Origin of the sequence: Candidatus Arthromitus sp. SFB-mouse-NL, from assembly GCF_000709435.1 — a bacterium.
Taxonomy (GTDB): Bacteria; Bacillota; Clostridia; order Clostridiales; family Clostridiaceae; genus Dwaynesavagella.
In genome coordinates, this window is sequence record NZ_CP008713.1 from 1,347,038 (window position 1) to 1,362,153 (window position 15,116).

Annotated in this window: 12 protein-coding genes and 1 tRNA gene; 4 read left to right on the top strand and 9 right to left on the bottom strand. The window is 27.2% G+C overall.

What is annotated here, in order from left to right; genetic code table 11:
• Positions 1-6 precede the first annotated feature (6 nt).
• Positions 7-1,170, top strand: coding sequence for a cation:proton antiporter (locus SFBMNL_RS06415; protein ID WP_005805392.1), 1,164 nt, complete (start codon positions 7-9; stop codon positions 1,168-1,170).
• 31 nt (positions 1,171-1,201) lie between these two features.
• Here SFBMNL_RS06415 and SFBMNL_RS06420 read toward each other — a convergent pair whose 3' ends face one another.
• From SFBMNL_RS06420 to SFBMNL_RS06440, 5 genes are all read right to left on the bottom strand, one after another.
• Positions 1,202-3,628 carry an ATP-binding protein gene (locus tag SFBMNL_RS06420; protein ID WP_042294914.1) on the bottom strand — a complete coding sequence of 809 codons (2,427 nt, stop codon included), beginning with the start codon at positions 3,626-3,628 and terminating at the stop codon, positions 1,202-1,204.
• Positions 3,629-3,785: 157 nt separating this feature from the next.
• Positions 3,786-5,024 carry a D-alanyl-D-alanine carboxypeptidase family protein gene (locus SFBMNL_RS06425; protein ID WP_042294916.1) on the bottom strand — a complete coding sequence of 413 codons (1,239 nt, stop codon included), beginning with the start codon at positions 5,022-5,024 and terminating at the stop codon, positions 3,786-3,788.
• A 33-nt stretch (positions 5,025-5,057) separates the two neighbouring features.
• Positions 5,058-5,822 carry a polysaccharide deacetylase family protein gene (locus tag SFBMNL_RS06430; protein ID WP_007441121.1) on the bottom strand — a complete coding sequence of 255 codons (765 nt, stop codon included), beginning with the start codon at positions 5,820-5,822 and terminating at the stop codon, positions 5,058-5,060.
• A gap of 107 nt (positions 5,823-5,929) precedes the next feature.
• Entirely contained in the window at positions 5,930-6,406 is a 477-nt protein-coding gene (locus SFBMNL_RS06435; RefSeq protein ID WP_042294919.1) for a hypothetical protein, read from the bottom strand.
• Positions 6,407-6,793: 387 nt separating this feature from the next.
• A tRNA-Trp gene (locus SFBMNL_RS06440) sits at positions 6,794-6,869 on the bottom strand.
• Positions 6,870-6,984: 115 nt separating this feature from the next.
• On the opposite strand from SFBMNL_RS06440, the gene tsaE reads away from it, so the two are divergent.
• Genes tsaE through rimI form a run of 3 tightly spaced genes read left to right on the top strand, consistent with a single transcriptional unit; the run spans position 6,985 to position 8,615 of the window.
• Entirely contained in the window at positions 6,985-7,467 is a 483-nt protein-coding gene (gene tsaE, locus SFBMNL_RS06445) for a tRNA (adenosine(37)-N6)-threonylcarbamoyltransferase complex ATPase subunit type 1 TsaE (protein WP_042294921.1), read from the top strand.
• A gap of 4 nt (positions 7,468-7,471) precedes the next feature.
• Complete coding sequence (tsaB, locus tag SFBMNL_RS06450; protein WP_005805378.1) at positions 7,472-8,182, top strand: tRNA (adenosine(37)-N6)-threonylcarbamoyltransferase complex dimerization subunit type 1 TsaB; 711 nt, start codon at positions 7,472-7,474, stop codon at positions 8,180-8,182.
• Positions 8,175-8,615: a ribosomal protein S18-alanine N-acetyltransferase gene (rimI, locus tag SFBMNL_RS06455; protein ID WP_005805376.1), complete on the top strand. Its 441-nt coding sequence runs from the start codon at positions 8,175-8,177 to the stop codon at positions 8,613-8,615. Before tsaB ends, rimI begins: the two co-directional genes overlap by 8 nt.
• A 16-nt stretch (positions 8,616-8,631) precedes the next feature.
• On the opposite strand, the gene SFBMNL_RS06460 is transcribed toward rimI, so the two are convergent.
• The 4 genes from SFBMNL_RS06460 to secA all read right to left on the bottom strand — a co-directional run bounded on the left by SFBMNL_RS06460 (position 8,632) and on the right by secA (position 15,062).
• Positions 8,632-9,189, bottom strand: a complete 558-nt coding sequence (locus SFBMNL_RS06460) for an ECF transporter S component (RefSeq protein ID WP_014018052.1) — start codon at positions 9,187-9,189, stop codon at positions 8,632-8,634.
• Between the two features lie 24 nt (positions 9,190-9,213).
• Positions 9,214-11,370, bottom strand: a complete 2,157-nt coding sequence (locus SFBMNL_RS06465) for a Tex family protein (protein ID WP_042294923.1) — start codon at positions 11,368-11,370, stop codon at positions 9,214-9,216.
• A 25-nt stretch (positions 11,371-11,395) separates the two neighbouring features.
• A protein-coding gene (gene prfB, locus SFBMNL_RS06470; protein WP_193761054.1) for a peptide chain release factor 2 occupies positions 11,396-12,509 on the bottom strand; the annotation gives its coding sequence in 2 pieces (ribosomal slippage) (positions 11,396-12,445 and positions 12,447-12,509; 1,113 coding nt in all).
• A 51-nt stretch (positions 12,510-12,560) separates the two neighbouring features.
• On the bottom strand, positions 12,561-15,062 hold the full coding sequence (gene secA, locus SFBMNL_RS06475; RefSeq protein WP_005805369.1) for a preprotein translocase subunit SecA: 2,502 nt from the start codon (positions 15,060-15,062) through the stop codon (positions 12,561-12,563).
• Between the last annotated feature and the right edge of the window lie 54 nt (positions 15,063-15,116).

Consider the following 15,116-nt stretch of genomic DNA (forward strand, 5'->3'; position numbering starts at 1 on the left):
GGAGCCATGAGTCCTAATTTTTTAATTGAATTATGTTTAATACTATTACTTACAAAATTTTTAGGATCTATAACAAATAAACTAAGACTTACAAATGTTGTTGGAGCTTTAATTGCTGGAATTATATTAGGTCCATCAGTGCTAAAGATAGTTTCATACGATACGTTCTGGGAATATGCAGCAAATATAGGTGTAATACTCTTAATGTTTAACGCAGGATTAGAAACAGATATAGACCATTTAAAAAAGGTTGGTTTATCTTCTTTCTTAATAGCCTTACTCGGAGTTATAATTCCTTTAATCGCAGGATTTTCAATTGGATATTTTGTAATGAATTTATCTTATTTAGACAGCTTATTCTTAGGAATTATATTCACTCCAACATCTGTATCGATAACATCTCAAACACTTAAAGATCTTAAAGTATTTTCATCAAAATCTGGTTCTGCAATTATGGGAGCTGCGATCATAGATGATATTTTAGGAGTATTTATTCTAACACTTTTTGGAGGATCACTTGGACAAGAAGTTAAAATACAATCAGTTATAATAGGATTACTTTTATTTTTTGTATTTGTATTCTTATTAATTAAGTTCTTACCTCCATTCTTAAATAATTTAAGCATAAATAAAGACCACAAACACAGGATGCCTTTATATGCTCTCATATTATGTTTTGCAATAGCATTTATTAGTGAGGAGTTTTTTCATGTTACTTCTATAATAGGAGCATATTTAACTGGTATTGTATTTTCTAAATATGTCTTCCAACACACAGTTTACAAACAACTCAACTATTTAAGTTATTTCATATTCTCTCCTATATTCTTCGCAAGTATAGGAATGCAGACAACATTATCATCTTTCAATAAGACCGTAATAATATTTACCTTAATTCTATTTATAGGCGCAGCATTAAGTAAGTTCATTTCATGCTTTATAACATCAAAAGTATTAGGATATAATTTTATGGATTCTTCACGTATAGGAGCTGGGATGATTTCTCGGGGAGAGGTTGCATTAATAATTATAAATATTGGAATAGCTAATCAAATACTCAGCGAAAACCTAATTTCACCTCTCATAATAGTTGTAATTCTAACTACTATAGTTACCCCAATACTTTTATCTAGACTTTATGCAAACAAAAAAGAAGTTTTATTAAACTAAAAAAGGGATTAACTTAAATAAGTTAATCCCTTTAAATATTTATAATATAAGCATTTCCCTTCAGATAATCCATCTCTCTCTTAGTAGATGTAAATAAAATAACTTGTCTATCTTTTGAATATTTCTCAAGTATCATAAGCGCTTTCTTCATCCTATTAGAATCATATTTTAAAAATAAATCATCTAAGATAAGAGGAATCTCACCCTTATATTCATAAATAAAATCTGCAATAGTAATCCTCAAAGCAAAATATATAAGATCCCACATTCCAATACTTAAAAATTCAATTCCAAGTTTCTCCTTAAGAAGAATTGAACTATTATCCCTATCATATTTATAAATTTTTTTGCTTGTACTTATAGAATCCTTTGTTAAATACTTAATTAAATATTCTACTCTACTAGATATTTGTGATGATAAGGTATCCATAAACTCATAATAAATATCAGTAATTTTATTCCTATATATGTCTATATTAGCTATCTTATTCTCTAAATATAAAATCGTATTCTTAAGATTAAGTATCTCATCATTTATATTACTTACTCTATTTTTATTCGTTTCTGCACCTTTTAAACTATCTTTTAAATAGTTTATATCATCATCTATCTCTTTAAGTTCAATTTTTAAAATATTATATTCCTTATCTACAAGATCTTTATCTTTAGATACTTCAATATTAGAATATTTTGCAAATATAGATAGTTCATTTATTAACTCACTTTTTTCCTTACCATTAAGTGCTTCTAAAAGTTCATTGTTTTTAATTTCTAGCTCTCTTTCAATATTAAATTTATAATTTAACTTAAACTTCATATTATCAATAAAATTCTCTATATCCTTAATATAAATATCCTTAAATCCAAAATTACTTAATATCTCTAAAAGTTCATCTTCCTTTTTTTTAAAATCTTTAATTACAGATGTATAAGATAAATCACCAGTCTTAAATCTATAACTTAATGAATCTAACTCATTCTCTATCTTTTTTATATTTTCAATATCCATTCTAAGTTTATAGTAATAATACGGATACAACTCTTTCTCTAATTTTGATATTTGATCCTTGAATTCATAAAATTTACCTGCTTTTCTATGTATCTCTCTATCTTCTATATCTTTATAATCCCTAAATACCATATAAACGTATGATAAGCCTATTAATCCAAAAGCAATTAGACTAATTAAAATTACATTATTAACATTAATTTTAAATAAGGGCGCTAAAATAGTTATTAAAATTGATACTATTACTATGGCTATATACAACTTTGAATCATTACTTTTTTGTTTATTTTTCCTAACTCTCGAAATTAACTTATATTGCTTAAGTAAATACGCAAGTCTTCCATTTCCCCTTATATTATCTATTTCCTTATTTAACATTTCAATTTTTTTAACTCTTTCTGAATAAAAAAGAAAGTTAGATTTTATGTCAGAATATCTATCAAGTTCTTTATTTAAATACTCAAATCTCTTTATAGCATTAGACTCTTCATCGATATCTATTTTATTTACATTTAAAATCTCTTTTTTACACTCCTTATAATCAGAAAATTTATTGATAATATCTTCTATAATTGAACTATCTATCATTTTTTCATTTATCTTAGGTATACCATCATTTGCATTTTTAATATCTTGTTTAATTTTATTAATCTCATTTTCTATACTCAAAATATTATTTACATTTTCTTTAATCTCAAGATATTTAAAATATTTACGTTCATCTTCTATTAACAAATATTTACTTAGTAACAATTCTTTTCTCTTCTTTAAGCTATCTAACTTAGAATAATCTATATTATTTAAATTCACTGCCTCAATTGCCTTATGTAACTTTTCATTTAAATCTGAATATCTTTCATATAACTCACTTAAGTTTTCAGATATTTTTATATCTCTTATAACACACTTAGCTTTATTTATTAATTCAATAGATCTGTCAAAAGAAAATCTATTGTCGAAATTCTCTTTAATTTTAGCTACATCACTCATCAACTTAAAATTTTTATCCTGAACATTAAATTCATCCATACTTTTTATAAACATAGTTCTATTAAAAGCTTCAAATCCTATATCTAAAAAAGTCTTGCCAGGTTGATCTAAATCAACATTGAGTATTTCTTCACTATCAATAACTCTTCTAACAATACTAGTATCATCTAACTTTGAATTTCCAAATGTTCTATCTATACAATATTCAATATTATTTATTTCAACGATGAGTTCTCCTTTTGTTTTATCCATGAAAAACGGAGAATACTTACGTCTAAATACACTTTTAAATACTTTTCTTTCATCATCCATACCATACAAGAAACACACTATAAAATTTTGAACAATAGACTTAATTTGATTATTTCCACAATAAATAATATTAATACCGTCTTCCAAATTTAAATTCTTTTTATTTATTAAACCGAAATTATTTATATTAATTTTCTTAATCTTCATAGAATTACACGTCCTTAGTAAAAACTAGTCTCATATATTAAGATTTACTACGAAAAATTCCAAAATTTACTATATCACTAATTATATTATATTCATTAATTTTAATATTGCAATATTAATGAAAAATGGCTGCTGTTTAATAAAACAGCAGCATAAACTAAAATATTCGTTTAACTCTTTTTTTGTTTCGTATTCTCTTAATAATAACTATTACAAGAACTATAATAACAATTATTAACAATATTGACAACGCATAAACCAAAATATTTGACATAATAATTGGCATCATATCTACAGTTAAATTATAAGATGACTTACTATCTAAAACTGAAACTTCAAAAGTTCCAATCGATTTATTAATATCGGTAAAAATATTAATATTATTTTTCAAATAAATATTAGTAGATAAATTCTCTTTATTATAGTCATTATCATACATATATACATCATTATCTAAAATTAATGGAACTTCAGCAATTTTCTTAGGTCCAAAAAATCCAAAAAGCTTATACTCTAATGGAAAACTTTCAGAAACAATACTTCCCTTTTCATATAATAACGATTTTTCCTCGTTTTGTGCCATCTCCATTAAATTATACATATCCCTAAATACATAGGAATCTTCCGCATCATATACAGACTTTAAAACTGTAATTATGTATAAATTCCCATCCTTCTCAAAAGCACCTACAAGATTTCTTCCTGACCTAGATGTATAACCCGTTTTACCACCAATCATACCATCTATGCCCAATAATTTATTAGAATTTTTATAAACTATAATAGATCCATTTGGTAAAGAAACACTTGTTTCCTTAATAGAAATAGTTTCTCGTATCCACTCATAACCAAGTGCCGCCTCTAAAAGTAATGCTAAATCATAAGCAGTCGAATAATGCTCATCATCATGAAGTCCAACAGCATTCTTAAAATATGTATTTTTAAGTCCTAATTCTTTTAACTTATCATTCATTATATCTTCAAAAGGTTTTCCCAGTTCATCAGATAAATTATCCGCAACAACCTGTGCCATATCATTTGCGGAAAATATAAGTATAGATTTCATAACAAAATCTGCACTCAATTCTTGACCTACAGCAATAGAAGAATAATTTAAATTTACAGAATATTCTGGCATATCCTTAGCCTTAGCACTAAAAAACAACATATCCTCTTTATTTTTATGTTCAGCTAATAAAATAGCTGTAACAAGCTTTGAGATACTAGCCGGATACATTTTAACATTTGCATTTTTTGATAAAATAACCTCATTACTGTTTCCATCTATAACTACATACGACTCTCCATAAACTTTATAATCACTTATCTCCTCCGCTGATACACTTGTAAAAATAACACTCAAAGAAAAAATAATACTAATTAACAATTTAAACATACTAATCCCCCAAAATATTACAAATAAAAATTATCACCTTACTCCTTTATTTATAACAGATTTCTTAATAAAATAATCAAAATCTTTTTCAGTTATATCCTCTAATGTTCTAAACTTATATCCAAGTTGTTTCGCAGATAATATTATTCTCTCCAATGAATTAACAGTATTTATATTACCATATCCATCGTGTAAAAGAACTATAGCCTTTGGTTTATTACTAAGCTGGTTAATAGTAGAATTATATATCGTATCTGAATTTTCAGGAACTCTCTCAGCATCCAAACCATATACATTCCATTCTATAAAATAATATTTATTATCTAAAAATTTACTTTTGATCTCATCTAAAACACTCTCTCTTAATAACTCGTTATTAACACCCCCTGGAAATCTAATGAAATTAACAGGCTCTTTTAGAATAACATCTTTTATTTTAACTACACAACTGTTTAAATCAATAAAATAATCATCAGCTGTATCATAAATTTTTCTATAATTGTGGCAATTTGTATGTGGTAAAATACACATCCCATCCCTTTCTAACCTTTTTACAACATCTTTATGCATTTCTACTTGATTTCCAATTACAAAAAATGTAGCTTTAACATTATTTCTATTTAATATATCCAGAACCTTATTTGTATTTGGACTAGGTCCATCATCAAAAGTTAAATAAATCACTTTATCATGTTTATATGGTAAATATTTGTACTCATCTATACACTTAACATTAAACATAATCATATTAATTAATAAGCAAATATTAACGCATAATATAATAATTTTTTTATACACTCTTTAACTCTCCATTCTTTGCTAATTATAGTTAACTTACCCAATTTTCAAGAAAATTATCTAAAAATAAAAAAAGAGCACTTGAAATTCAAGTGCTCTTTTAAATATTAGTCTAAATTTATCAACATAAATACCAATTCCCTATCAGTATTTATAATTCTATTTATATAAAAATCTCCATTACTAATCTTTATCTTATATTCCTTTATAGTATCTTTAATTACATTATCCATAATTTCCCTCAAACTATTAATAGATATATCAAATCTCTTATTAGAAATTATTCCTTCAATTAAAGAGATAAACTTATTTTTATCTGCTTTTCCACATAAATTCAAATCAATAAAACCAGCTATAGATTTAAATTTGTTCAAACTATTAAATGAAATATTTAAAGCAAATGACCTATAATAAATATTGCAAGTATCACATTTAAAATCATATTTAATACCTGTGTTCTTGCAAATATCACTAACTATATATCTATCATCTAATTTCTTAAACTTGTCTAAATCGACAATATCCATAAATAAAGAATCTTTTTTGCTCAATAGTTTTTTATCATAATTATGCTCTGACCTCACCTCAAATCCCCTCCTAAGTAAACAACTATAACCGCCTCTTTATTTTCAAAGTAAATTATATTATCATCAAAATAATTTATTACAATAATTTTATTATGGTTTTTTAAATAAAATTTAAACATTATTTAATAAATAAATTATTATTTCAAAAAGCTTGTATATTTTTCCTAATTAAAAGAAATAATTTGAGTATGTTTAAATTAGGAGTTTGAAATAAATGAAAAATTGTTATTGTTGTGGTAAAGAAGGAACAAATATTATTAAACTAATTTACTCGAATTTTATTTTGTGCAATTATTGTGCAAAAACTTATTACGATTCACTAAAAATTTTAAATAATTACATATAAAAAGAGAGACGAAGTTTTCGTCTCTCTTTTTCACAATATGGCAGGGGTAGCAGGAGTCGAACCCGCAACCAACGGTTTTGGAGACCGCTACTCTACCAATTGAGCTATACCCCTAGATTACCATAATATTATACTATAATTTTTATACTAAATCAATGATAAAATTAAATTTACATTACTACCAAAAATTATTAAAATTATTCTATACAAATATAAAATGGAGTTGTTTATGGAGAATACTTTAAAAATAAATAATATAAATGAGACAATTAATATTGGAAAATTAATTGGAAAAAACTTAAATAAAAGCGCAATAATTGCATTAGATGGGGATATGGGGTGTGGTAAAACACATTTAACAAAGGGAATTGCTATGGGACTCAATATTAAAAATAATATAACTAGCCCAACATTTAATTTAATAAATGAATACTACGATGGAACCTTACCTTTATATCATTTTGATGTTTATAGATTAAATTCTTTAGATGAATTATTTTTAATTGGATTTAATGACTACATTAAAAATGACGGAGTCAAAATTATAGAATGGGCCTCAAATATAAGAGAGGCTCTCCCGAAAAATACGAATTACATAAATATCTTTAAAGTTCCCACAAAAGATAATGAGCGCATAATTGAATTTAATTTTAGTAATGAATATATTGAAGTTCTAACTATAATTTTAAATGATTTTAAAAAGGAGGTTTAATAATATGATACTTTTAACTCTAGATACAAACTCAGACATACTAAGTGCCTGTGTTACAAAAAATGAAAAATTATTGTCAGAAATAAACATATATAATTTGAAAAATCATTCTATAAACTCTATAAATATCATAGATTGCATTTTAAAAAATTCAAATATAGCAATAAACGACGTAGATGGATTTATTTTATCTAAAGGTCCTGGAAGTTTTACAGGACTTAGAATAGCCTTCTCAATAATAAAAGCTTTCTCATTTTCTTTAAAAAAACCAATGATCTCTCTATCATCTTTGGACTCTTTATGTTTTAGAGAAAATTTTAATGGTATTGTATGTAGCATAATAAATGCATTGAGAGATGAAATCTATATAAATTCATTTAGATATAAAGATGAAATAATACAAAATCGTTTTGAAGGAGAAATTATACATATAAATAATATTAAAAAATATTTAAAATCAAAAAATACTAATCTAGATAACATACTTTTTACAGGTGATGGAACAATAAGATTTGAATCTGAATTAAATTCGTTTTTCCCAAATGCATATTTAAATAAAAAGCCTATAACTTCATATGATTATGCACTATTAGGACTAGAAAAATTTAAATTAAATTTATTTGACGATACAACTTCTTCTGTTCCTTCATATATACGAATGTCCCAAGCCCAAGAAATGCTTCTTAATAAAAATTATAAATTCAAAAATGATTAATTTAAAAGATATTTATATACAAAAATCTAAAAGTTCACATATAGATTCTATCTACTCAATAAGTAATTCAAATATTAAAAATTCATGGAGCATAAAATTATTTAATGAAGACTTTAATAGTATATTCTCTGAATATTTTTCGTTAATGTATAAGAATCAAGTAATTGGATTTTTGAGTGTATGGATAATAATAGATGAAATAACCATTACCAATATATCCATTCATAATGATTATAGAGGTCTGGGATTATCAAACTATTTAATGGAATATCTCATAATAAATTATAATGAATATACTATACTTCTTGAAGTTCGTGAATCTAATAATATAGCAATAAACCTATATAAAAAATTTAACTTTAGAGAAATATGTATAAGAGAAAATTATTACAAATTTCCTGTAGAAAATGCCATAATAATGAAAAAATTCTAGGATAAATTCCTAGAATTTATTTTTTGAGTCTAGCAATAATAGCAACGGTTGGGAAGAACACTATCATAGATTTTATTATATTATACGGAACGATATATATAATCAAAAATTTTAACAATGTATTTCCTTCCCCAATAAAAGAACTTAACTCAACCCCTAATAATTTTACATAAACAGGTAATATTACCGTAGCATTTAATATAACTCCTGCTAAAGTAAGTCCAATCATTCCAGATAATAAACTAAAAATATATTTCTTATTTCCATCAAATTTTTTATAAAAATATGCTCCCGGAATTATAAAAAAAACCCCCATCAAAAAATTTGCAAGCTCCCCTATGCCAAAAGTAAAACTTCCCATAGTAAAACACACCAATAAATTTTTTAATGCTAAAGATATAACACCCCAAATAGGAGAAAATATTATAGTTATAAAAAATATCGGTATATCTGATAGATCAAACTTTAAAAAATTTGGTAAAAATGGAACGCTCAATCTAAAATACATAAGAACAACTGATAAAGATATCAAAATACATATTTTAATCTTACTATTAAATTTAAAATTTTTCATACATTAATACACCTCTAATAATTATTAGAGTCTCATTGTTAAAGAAATTCTATTTCTTTCTTTATCTATTTTAAGTACCTTAACATTAACAATCTCACCTAATTTTACTACATCTAATGGATGTCTTATAAATTTATCAGATATCTGAGACTTATGTACTAATCCATCTTGATGAACTCCAATATCTACAAAAGCTCCAAAATCAGAAATATTTCTAATAGTACCAACAAGTATCATTCCTTCTTTTAAATCATCCATAGTTAAAACTCCCTTTTTAAATATAGGCTCCGGTAAATCTTCTCTTGGATCTCTAGCAGGTTTTTTAAGTTCTTTTATTATATCTCTCAACGTAATCTCTCCAATACCTAACATTTTAGATATTTCAAAACTATTTTGTTTTTTAAACCTCTCATCTAGATCAACTATCTTCCCATGATACTTTAAATCATCTATATCCAAATCAAACATATTCAAAAGTTTTTTTGTAGCATCATAACTTTCAGGATGAACTGAAGTATTATCAAGACCATTTTCTCCATCACTTATTCTTAAAAATCCAACACATTGTTCATAAGCCTTATTACCTAGACGTTTAACCTTTAAAAGTTCTGCTCTACTTTTAAACTTTCCATTTTCTTCTCTGTACTTTACAATATTCTCAGCAATAGATGCGTTTATTCCGGAAATATATGATAATATAGAAGGTGTTGCCATATTTAAATCTACTCCAACCGAATTTACACAATCCTCTATCACAGTTTTAAGCGACTCTTCTAATTTCTTACCATTTATATCATGCTGATACTGTCCAACACCTATTGATTTAGGATCTATTTTAACAAGTTCAACTAAAGGATCTTGCAATCTCCTTCCTATTGAAATTGCTCCTCTTATAGTAACATCTAAATCAGGATACTCTTTACTTGCAAGTTCAGAGGCTGAATAAACAGAAGCTCCAGCTTCTGATACTATTACATAAGATAAATCTATACCCTTCTCTTTCTTAACCTCATTTATAATTTCACCAACAATTTCTTCAGTTTCACGACTTGCAGTACCATTTCCTAACGAAATTAAACTTACGTTGTATTTATAAATTAACTCCTTTAACTTTTTCTTACTTTCCTCAACTTTTTTAACAGGCTCATTTGGATATATAGTAGTCGAATCCAAATATGTTCCTGTATCACTTAATATACAAACTTTACAACCAGTACGAAATCCAGGATCAATCGCCATGACAACTTTATTTTTTATTGGAGGCTGCATAAGCAGCGCTTTTAAATTCTCCTTAAATATAATAATTGCACCATCTTCTGCCTCTATGCTTAAATCCTTTCTAATTTCTCTGATAATCGAAGGTACTATAAGTCTTTTTAAAGAATCATTTATAGCCTCTAATATTAATTCATTACATTTTTCATTCTCAACCATAATATTAGAAAATATCATATTTATAATTTCACTTTCTCCGAAAGATATCTTAACTTTTAAAATTCCCTCTTTCTCTCCTCTATTAATAGCTAATATCCTGTGAGGAGGTATCACCCTTACTTTTTCACTATATTCGTAATATCCCTCATATTGAGTCCTCTTATCACTTTCTCCACATGTTTCAATAATTCCATTCTCAAATATATAATTACGAATAAAATTTCTAAAATCTGCATTATCTGAAATTGTTTCAGATATTATATCCTTAGCTCCATTTAAAGCATCTTGTCCACCTTTAATGCCTAATTCCTCATTTATATACTTTTCACTCTCTTTCATAATATCCCCATTAAACTCTTTATGTAAAATGATATCCGAAAGTGGTTTTAATCCTTTTTCCTCTGCAATAATTGCACGGGTTCTTTTCTTTGGTTTAAATGGCCTATACACATCTTCTATTTCAACCAATGTATTAGCTTTTAAAATATTATCTCTAATCTCATCTGTCAACTTCCCCTGTTCATCAATCAAACGTATAATATTATCTTTCTTTTCATTCAGATTTCTTAAATAATTAAGTCTAACCTCAAATTTTCTTAATACAACATCATCGAGACAACCTGTTGCTTCTTTCCTATATCTACTTATAAATGGAACTGTATTACCCTCATCTAATAGGTTAATTACATTATCAACATATTTTTTATCAATTAAAAACTCACTAGATAAAATTTTAGAAATATCCATATTAATTCCTCCCATTGTCATAAATTTACTTTTCTCTATCAATAGAGCCTTTTATATGATTTTTTATAAATATATCAATATCTCCATCAAGCACCTTATTTATATCTGATATTTCAACATTCATTCTATGATCCTTAACAAGTGTATATGGATGCATAACATATGACCTTATTTGACTCCCAAATCCAATTTCTTTTAGATCACCCGTTAAATCCTCAAGTTTCTCCTTATGGGTTCTATCCTTAAGTTCAATCAATTTAGATACTAGCATTTTCATCGCAGTTTCCTTATTTGATAACTGACTCCTCTCATTTTGACATTGAACAACTATACCTGTCTTTAAATGAGTTATTCTAACTGCAGACTCCGTTTTATTGACATGCTGTCCCCCTGCGCCACTAGCCCTATATGTATCAATTTTAAGTTCACTCTCATTTATCTTAACTTCCTTTATATTCTGTATCTCTGGTAAAATCTCGACAGATGCAAAAGATGTTTGTCTTTTACCATTAGCATTAAAAGGGGAAATTCTAACAAGTCTATGTATGCCTCTTTCCCCCTTCATATAACCATAAGCATACTCACCTTCAATTTTTATAGTAGCACTTTTTATTCCTGCTTCATCACCTATAGTGTACTCAATAACATTTAAAGTAAATTTATTTTCCTCTCCCCATCTCATATACATTCTAAAAAGCATCTCACTCCAGTCTTGAGCATCAACTCCACCAGCACCAGCATGAATAGTTAAAAAAGCATTATTTTTATCATACTCACCGTTTAAAATAGTCCTAATACTAAGATTATCTATAAGATCTTTAAATTTATAAAAATCATCTTTAAATATCTTTATATATTCCTCATCATTATCATCCTTAATAAGCTCTAACGACTCTAATAAATATTCATAATCTTTAGATAAATTATTTACTTCATCTATTCTATCTTTTAAACTCTTGCTAATCCTAACTATTCTAGTGCTATTTTCAACATCGTCCCAAAATTTAGTATCCTCCATCATAATAGAATACTCTTCAAGTTTCTTATTTAAATTATCTAAGTCAAAGAAACCCCCTTATAACATCAAAATTCTCCTTTATATCCTTGAGCTCACTCTTAAAATATTGATAATCAAACATAACTTTCTCCTCTGTATATAAAAAGCTGCTAAAAAGCAGCTAAAATAAAATTTAAGAATTTTTACCACAACAAGACTTATATTTCTTTCCACTCCCGCAAGGACAGTTATCATTCCTTCCAACTTTAGCTTCTTTCCTAATTGGTTTTGCTTTAGTATCAGAAGAAGTTTCATTCGTACCTGTTTCCCTAGCAACTCTTTCTCTCTGAGGAGCTTTATCACCTCTAACGTGCATTAAATACTTGATAGTATCCAATTTTATATTCATTATCATCTCTTCAAACATAGCACTTCCCTCATATTGATATGCCTGAATTGGATCTTGTTGTTTATATGCTCTAAGCCCTATACCTTGTTTTAAATGATCCATATTATTTATATGATCCATCCATTTAAGGTCAACAACTCTAAGTAATATTACTCTCTCAACCTCACGAAGCTGTTTTTCTCCAAACTCTTCCTCTTTTTTTGCATATATTTTCTTTGCTATAGACACATATTTATTTATTATTTCCTTTGTATTTAAATCTTCAAGCATCTCAGGCTTAATTAACCCAACAGGAACATACAACATTTCCATATATTCTATAAGTTTATTTAAATCATTCTCTTCAGAATCAGATCCAAGTAAGTGTACATTAACCTCATATGAAACAACATCTTCAATCATAGAAATTATTTGTTCCTTTAAATTTTCACCCTCAAGTACTCTAGAACGTTGAGAATATATTATCTCTCTTTGCTTATTTATAACATCATCATATCCTATAAGAGATTTTCTGACATCAAAATTGTTACCCTCAACATTTTTTTGTGCATTCTCAATAGCTTTAGAAACAAATTTACTCTCAATAGCATCATCATCTGAAAGCCCAAGTCTATCTACAACAGCTTTTAATCTATCAGATCCAAATATTCTCATCAAATCATCATCTAGACTTATATAAAATCTAGAACTACCTGGATCTCCCTGGCGCCCAGCTCTTCCCTTCATCTGACCATCAACTCGACGAGATTCTGCTCTTTCAGTTCCTATAATTTTAAGACCTCCTGCTTCCGGAACACCCTTACCAAGCTTTATATCAGTACCTCTTCCAGCCATGTTTGTTGCAACTGTTATCATTCCTGATTGACCAGCCTGAGCTACAATTTCAGCCTCTTTTTCATGTGATTTAGCTGTTAGAAGTTGGTGCTTCATTCCTTTCCTTCTCAATTCATCAGACATGGCCTCAGCCTTAGAAATACTAGGAGCAACAACCAAAACAGGTTGACCTTTAAAATTACTTTCCTCAATATCTTTTATTATTGCTTTTATTTTCCCACCTTCAGTTTTAAATACTTTATCTGAATGATCAATTCTCTTAATAGGCTTATTAGTTGGAATAACTACTATATCCAAGCTATATATTTCTCTAAATTCATTTTCTTCAGTTGCAGCAGTACCTGTCATACCACTTAACTTTTTATACATTCTAAATAAATTCTGATAGGAAATAGTCGCAAGCGTTTTCGATTCCTTTTCAACTTTTACACCTTCCTTAGCTTCTATAGCCTGGTGCAAACCATCACCATATCTTCTTCCTTCCATTACCCTACCAGTATTATCATCAATTATCTCAACTTTTCCATTTACAACAATGTAATCCTTATCTCTTTTCATAGCATAGTTAGCCCTTAAAGATTGGGAAACATGGTGTTGTATACTCATATTTTGAGGGTCTGCATAATTATCAACCCTAAAGAAAGTTTCTGCTTTTTTAACACCATTATCAGTTAAAATTACAGAATTTGTTTTCTCATCTTTCTTATAATCATCTTCCTTAAGAGTTTTAGCAAAATAATCTGCTATCCTATAAAAATCAGTAGATTTATCTGCAGCACCAGATATTATTAAAGGAGTCCTTGCATCATCTATAAGAACAGAATCTATCTCATCTATAATTACAAAATTCAATCCTCTCTGAACTTTCTCCTCTTTAAATATAACCATGTTATCTCTTAAATAATCAAATCCAAACTCATTATTTGTTCCATATGTAATATCACAAGCATAAGCTTCCTGCCTTTGTTTAGATGTAATTCCATGAACTATAGGAGCAACGCTAACACCTAAAAAATCATATATAGGCTTATTTATTTCACAATCTCTCTGTGCTAAATAATCATTAACAGTTATTATGTGGACTCCCTCTCCTGTTATAGAATTCAAATAAGCTGGAGGTGTAGAAACCAATGTCTTTCCTTCTCCAGTCTTCATTTCCGCAATTCTTCCCTGATGTAATACAATTCCACCAATCAATTGAACATCATAATGTCTCTTACCTATCACTCTCCTTGAAACTTCCCTTATTACAGCAAAAGCCTCTGGAAGCATTTTATCAAGAGATTCACCTTTCTTATACCTCTGTCTAAATTCATCAGTCTTACCTCTTAACTGATCATCTGATAAATTTTGTATTGATGGCTCTAAAGAATTAATCTTTTTTATTATCTTGTTTATTTGTTTCAATTCTTTATCGCTATATGTACCAAATATTTTTGTTAATAATCCCATTAATTTTCATCCTCACACTACACTAACACTTATAATTATATTATCTTAATTTTA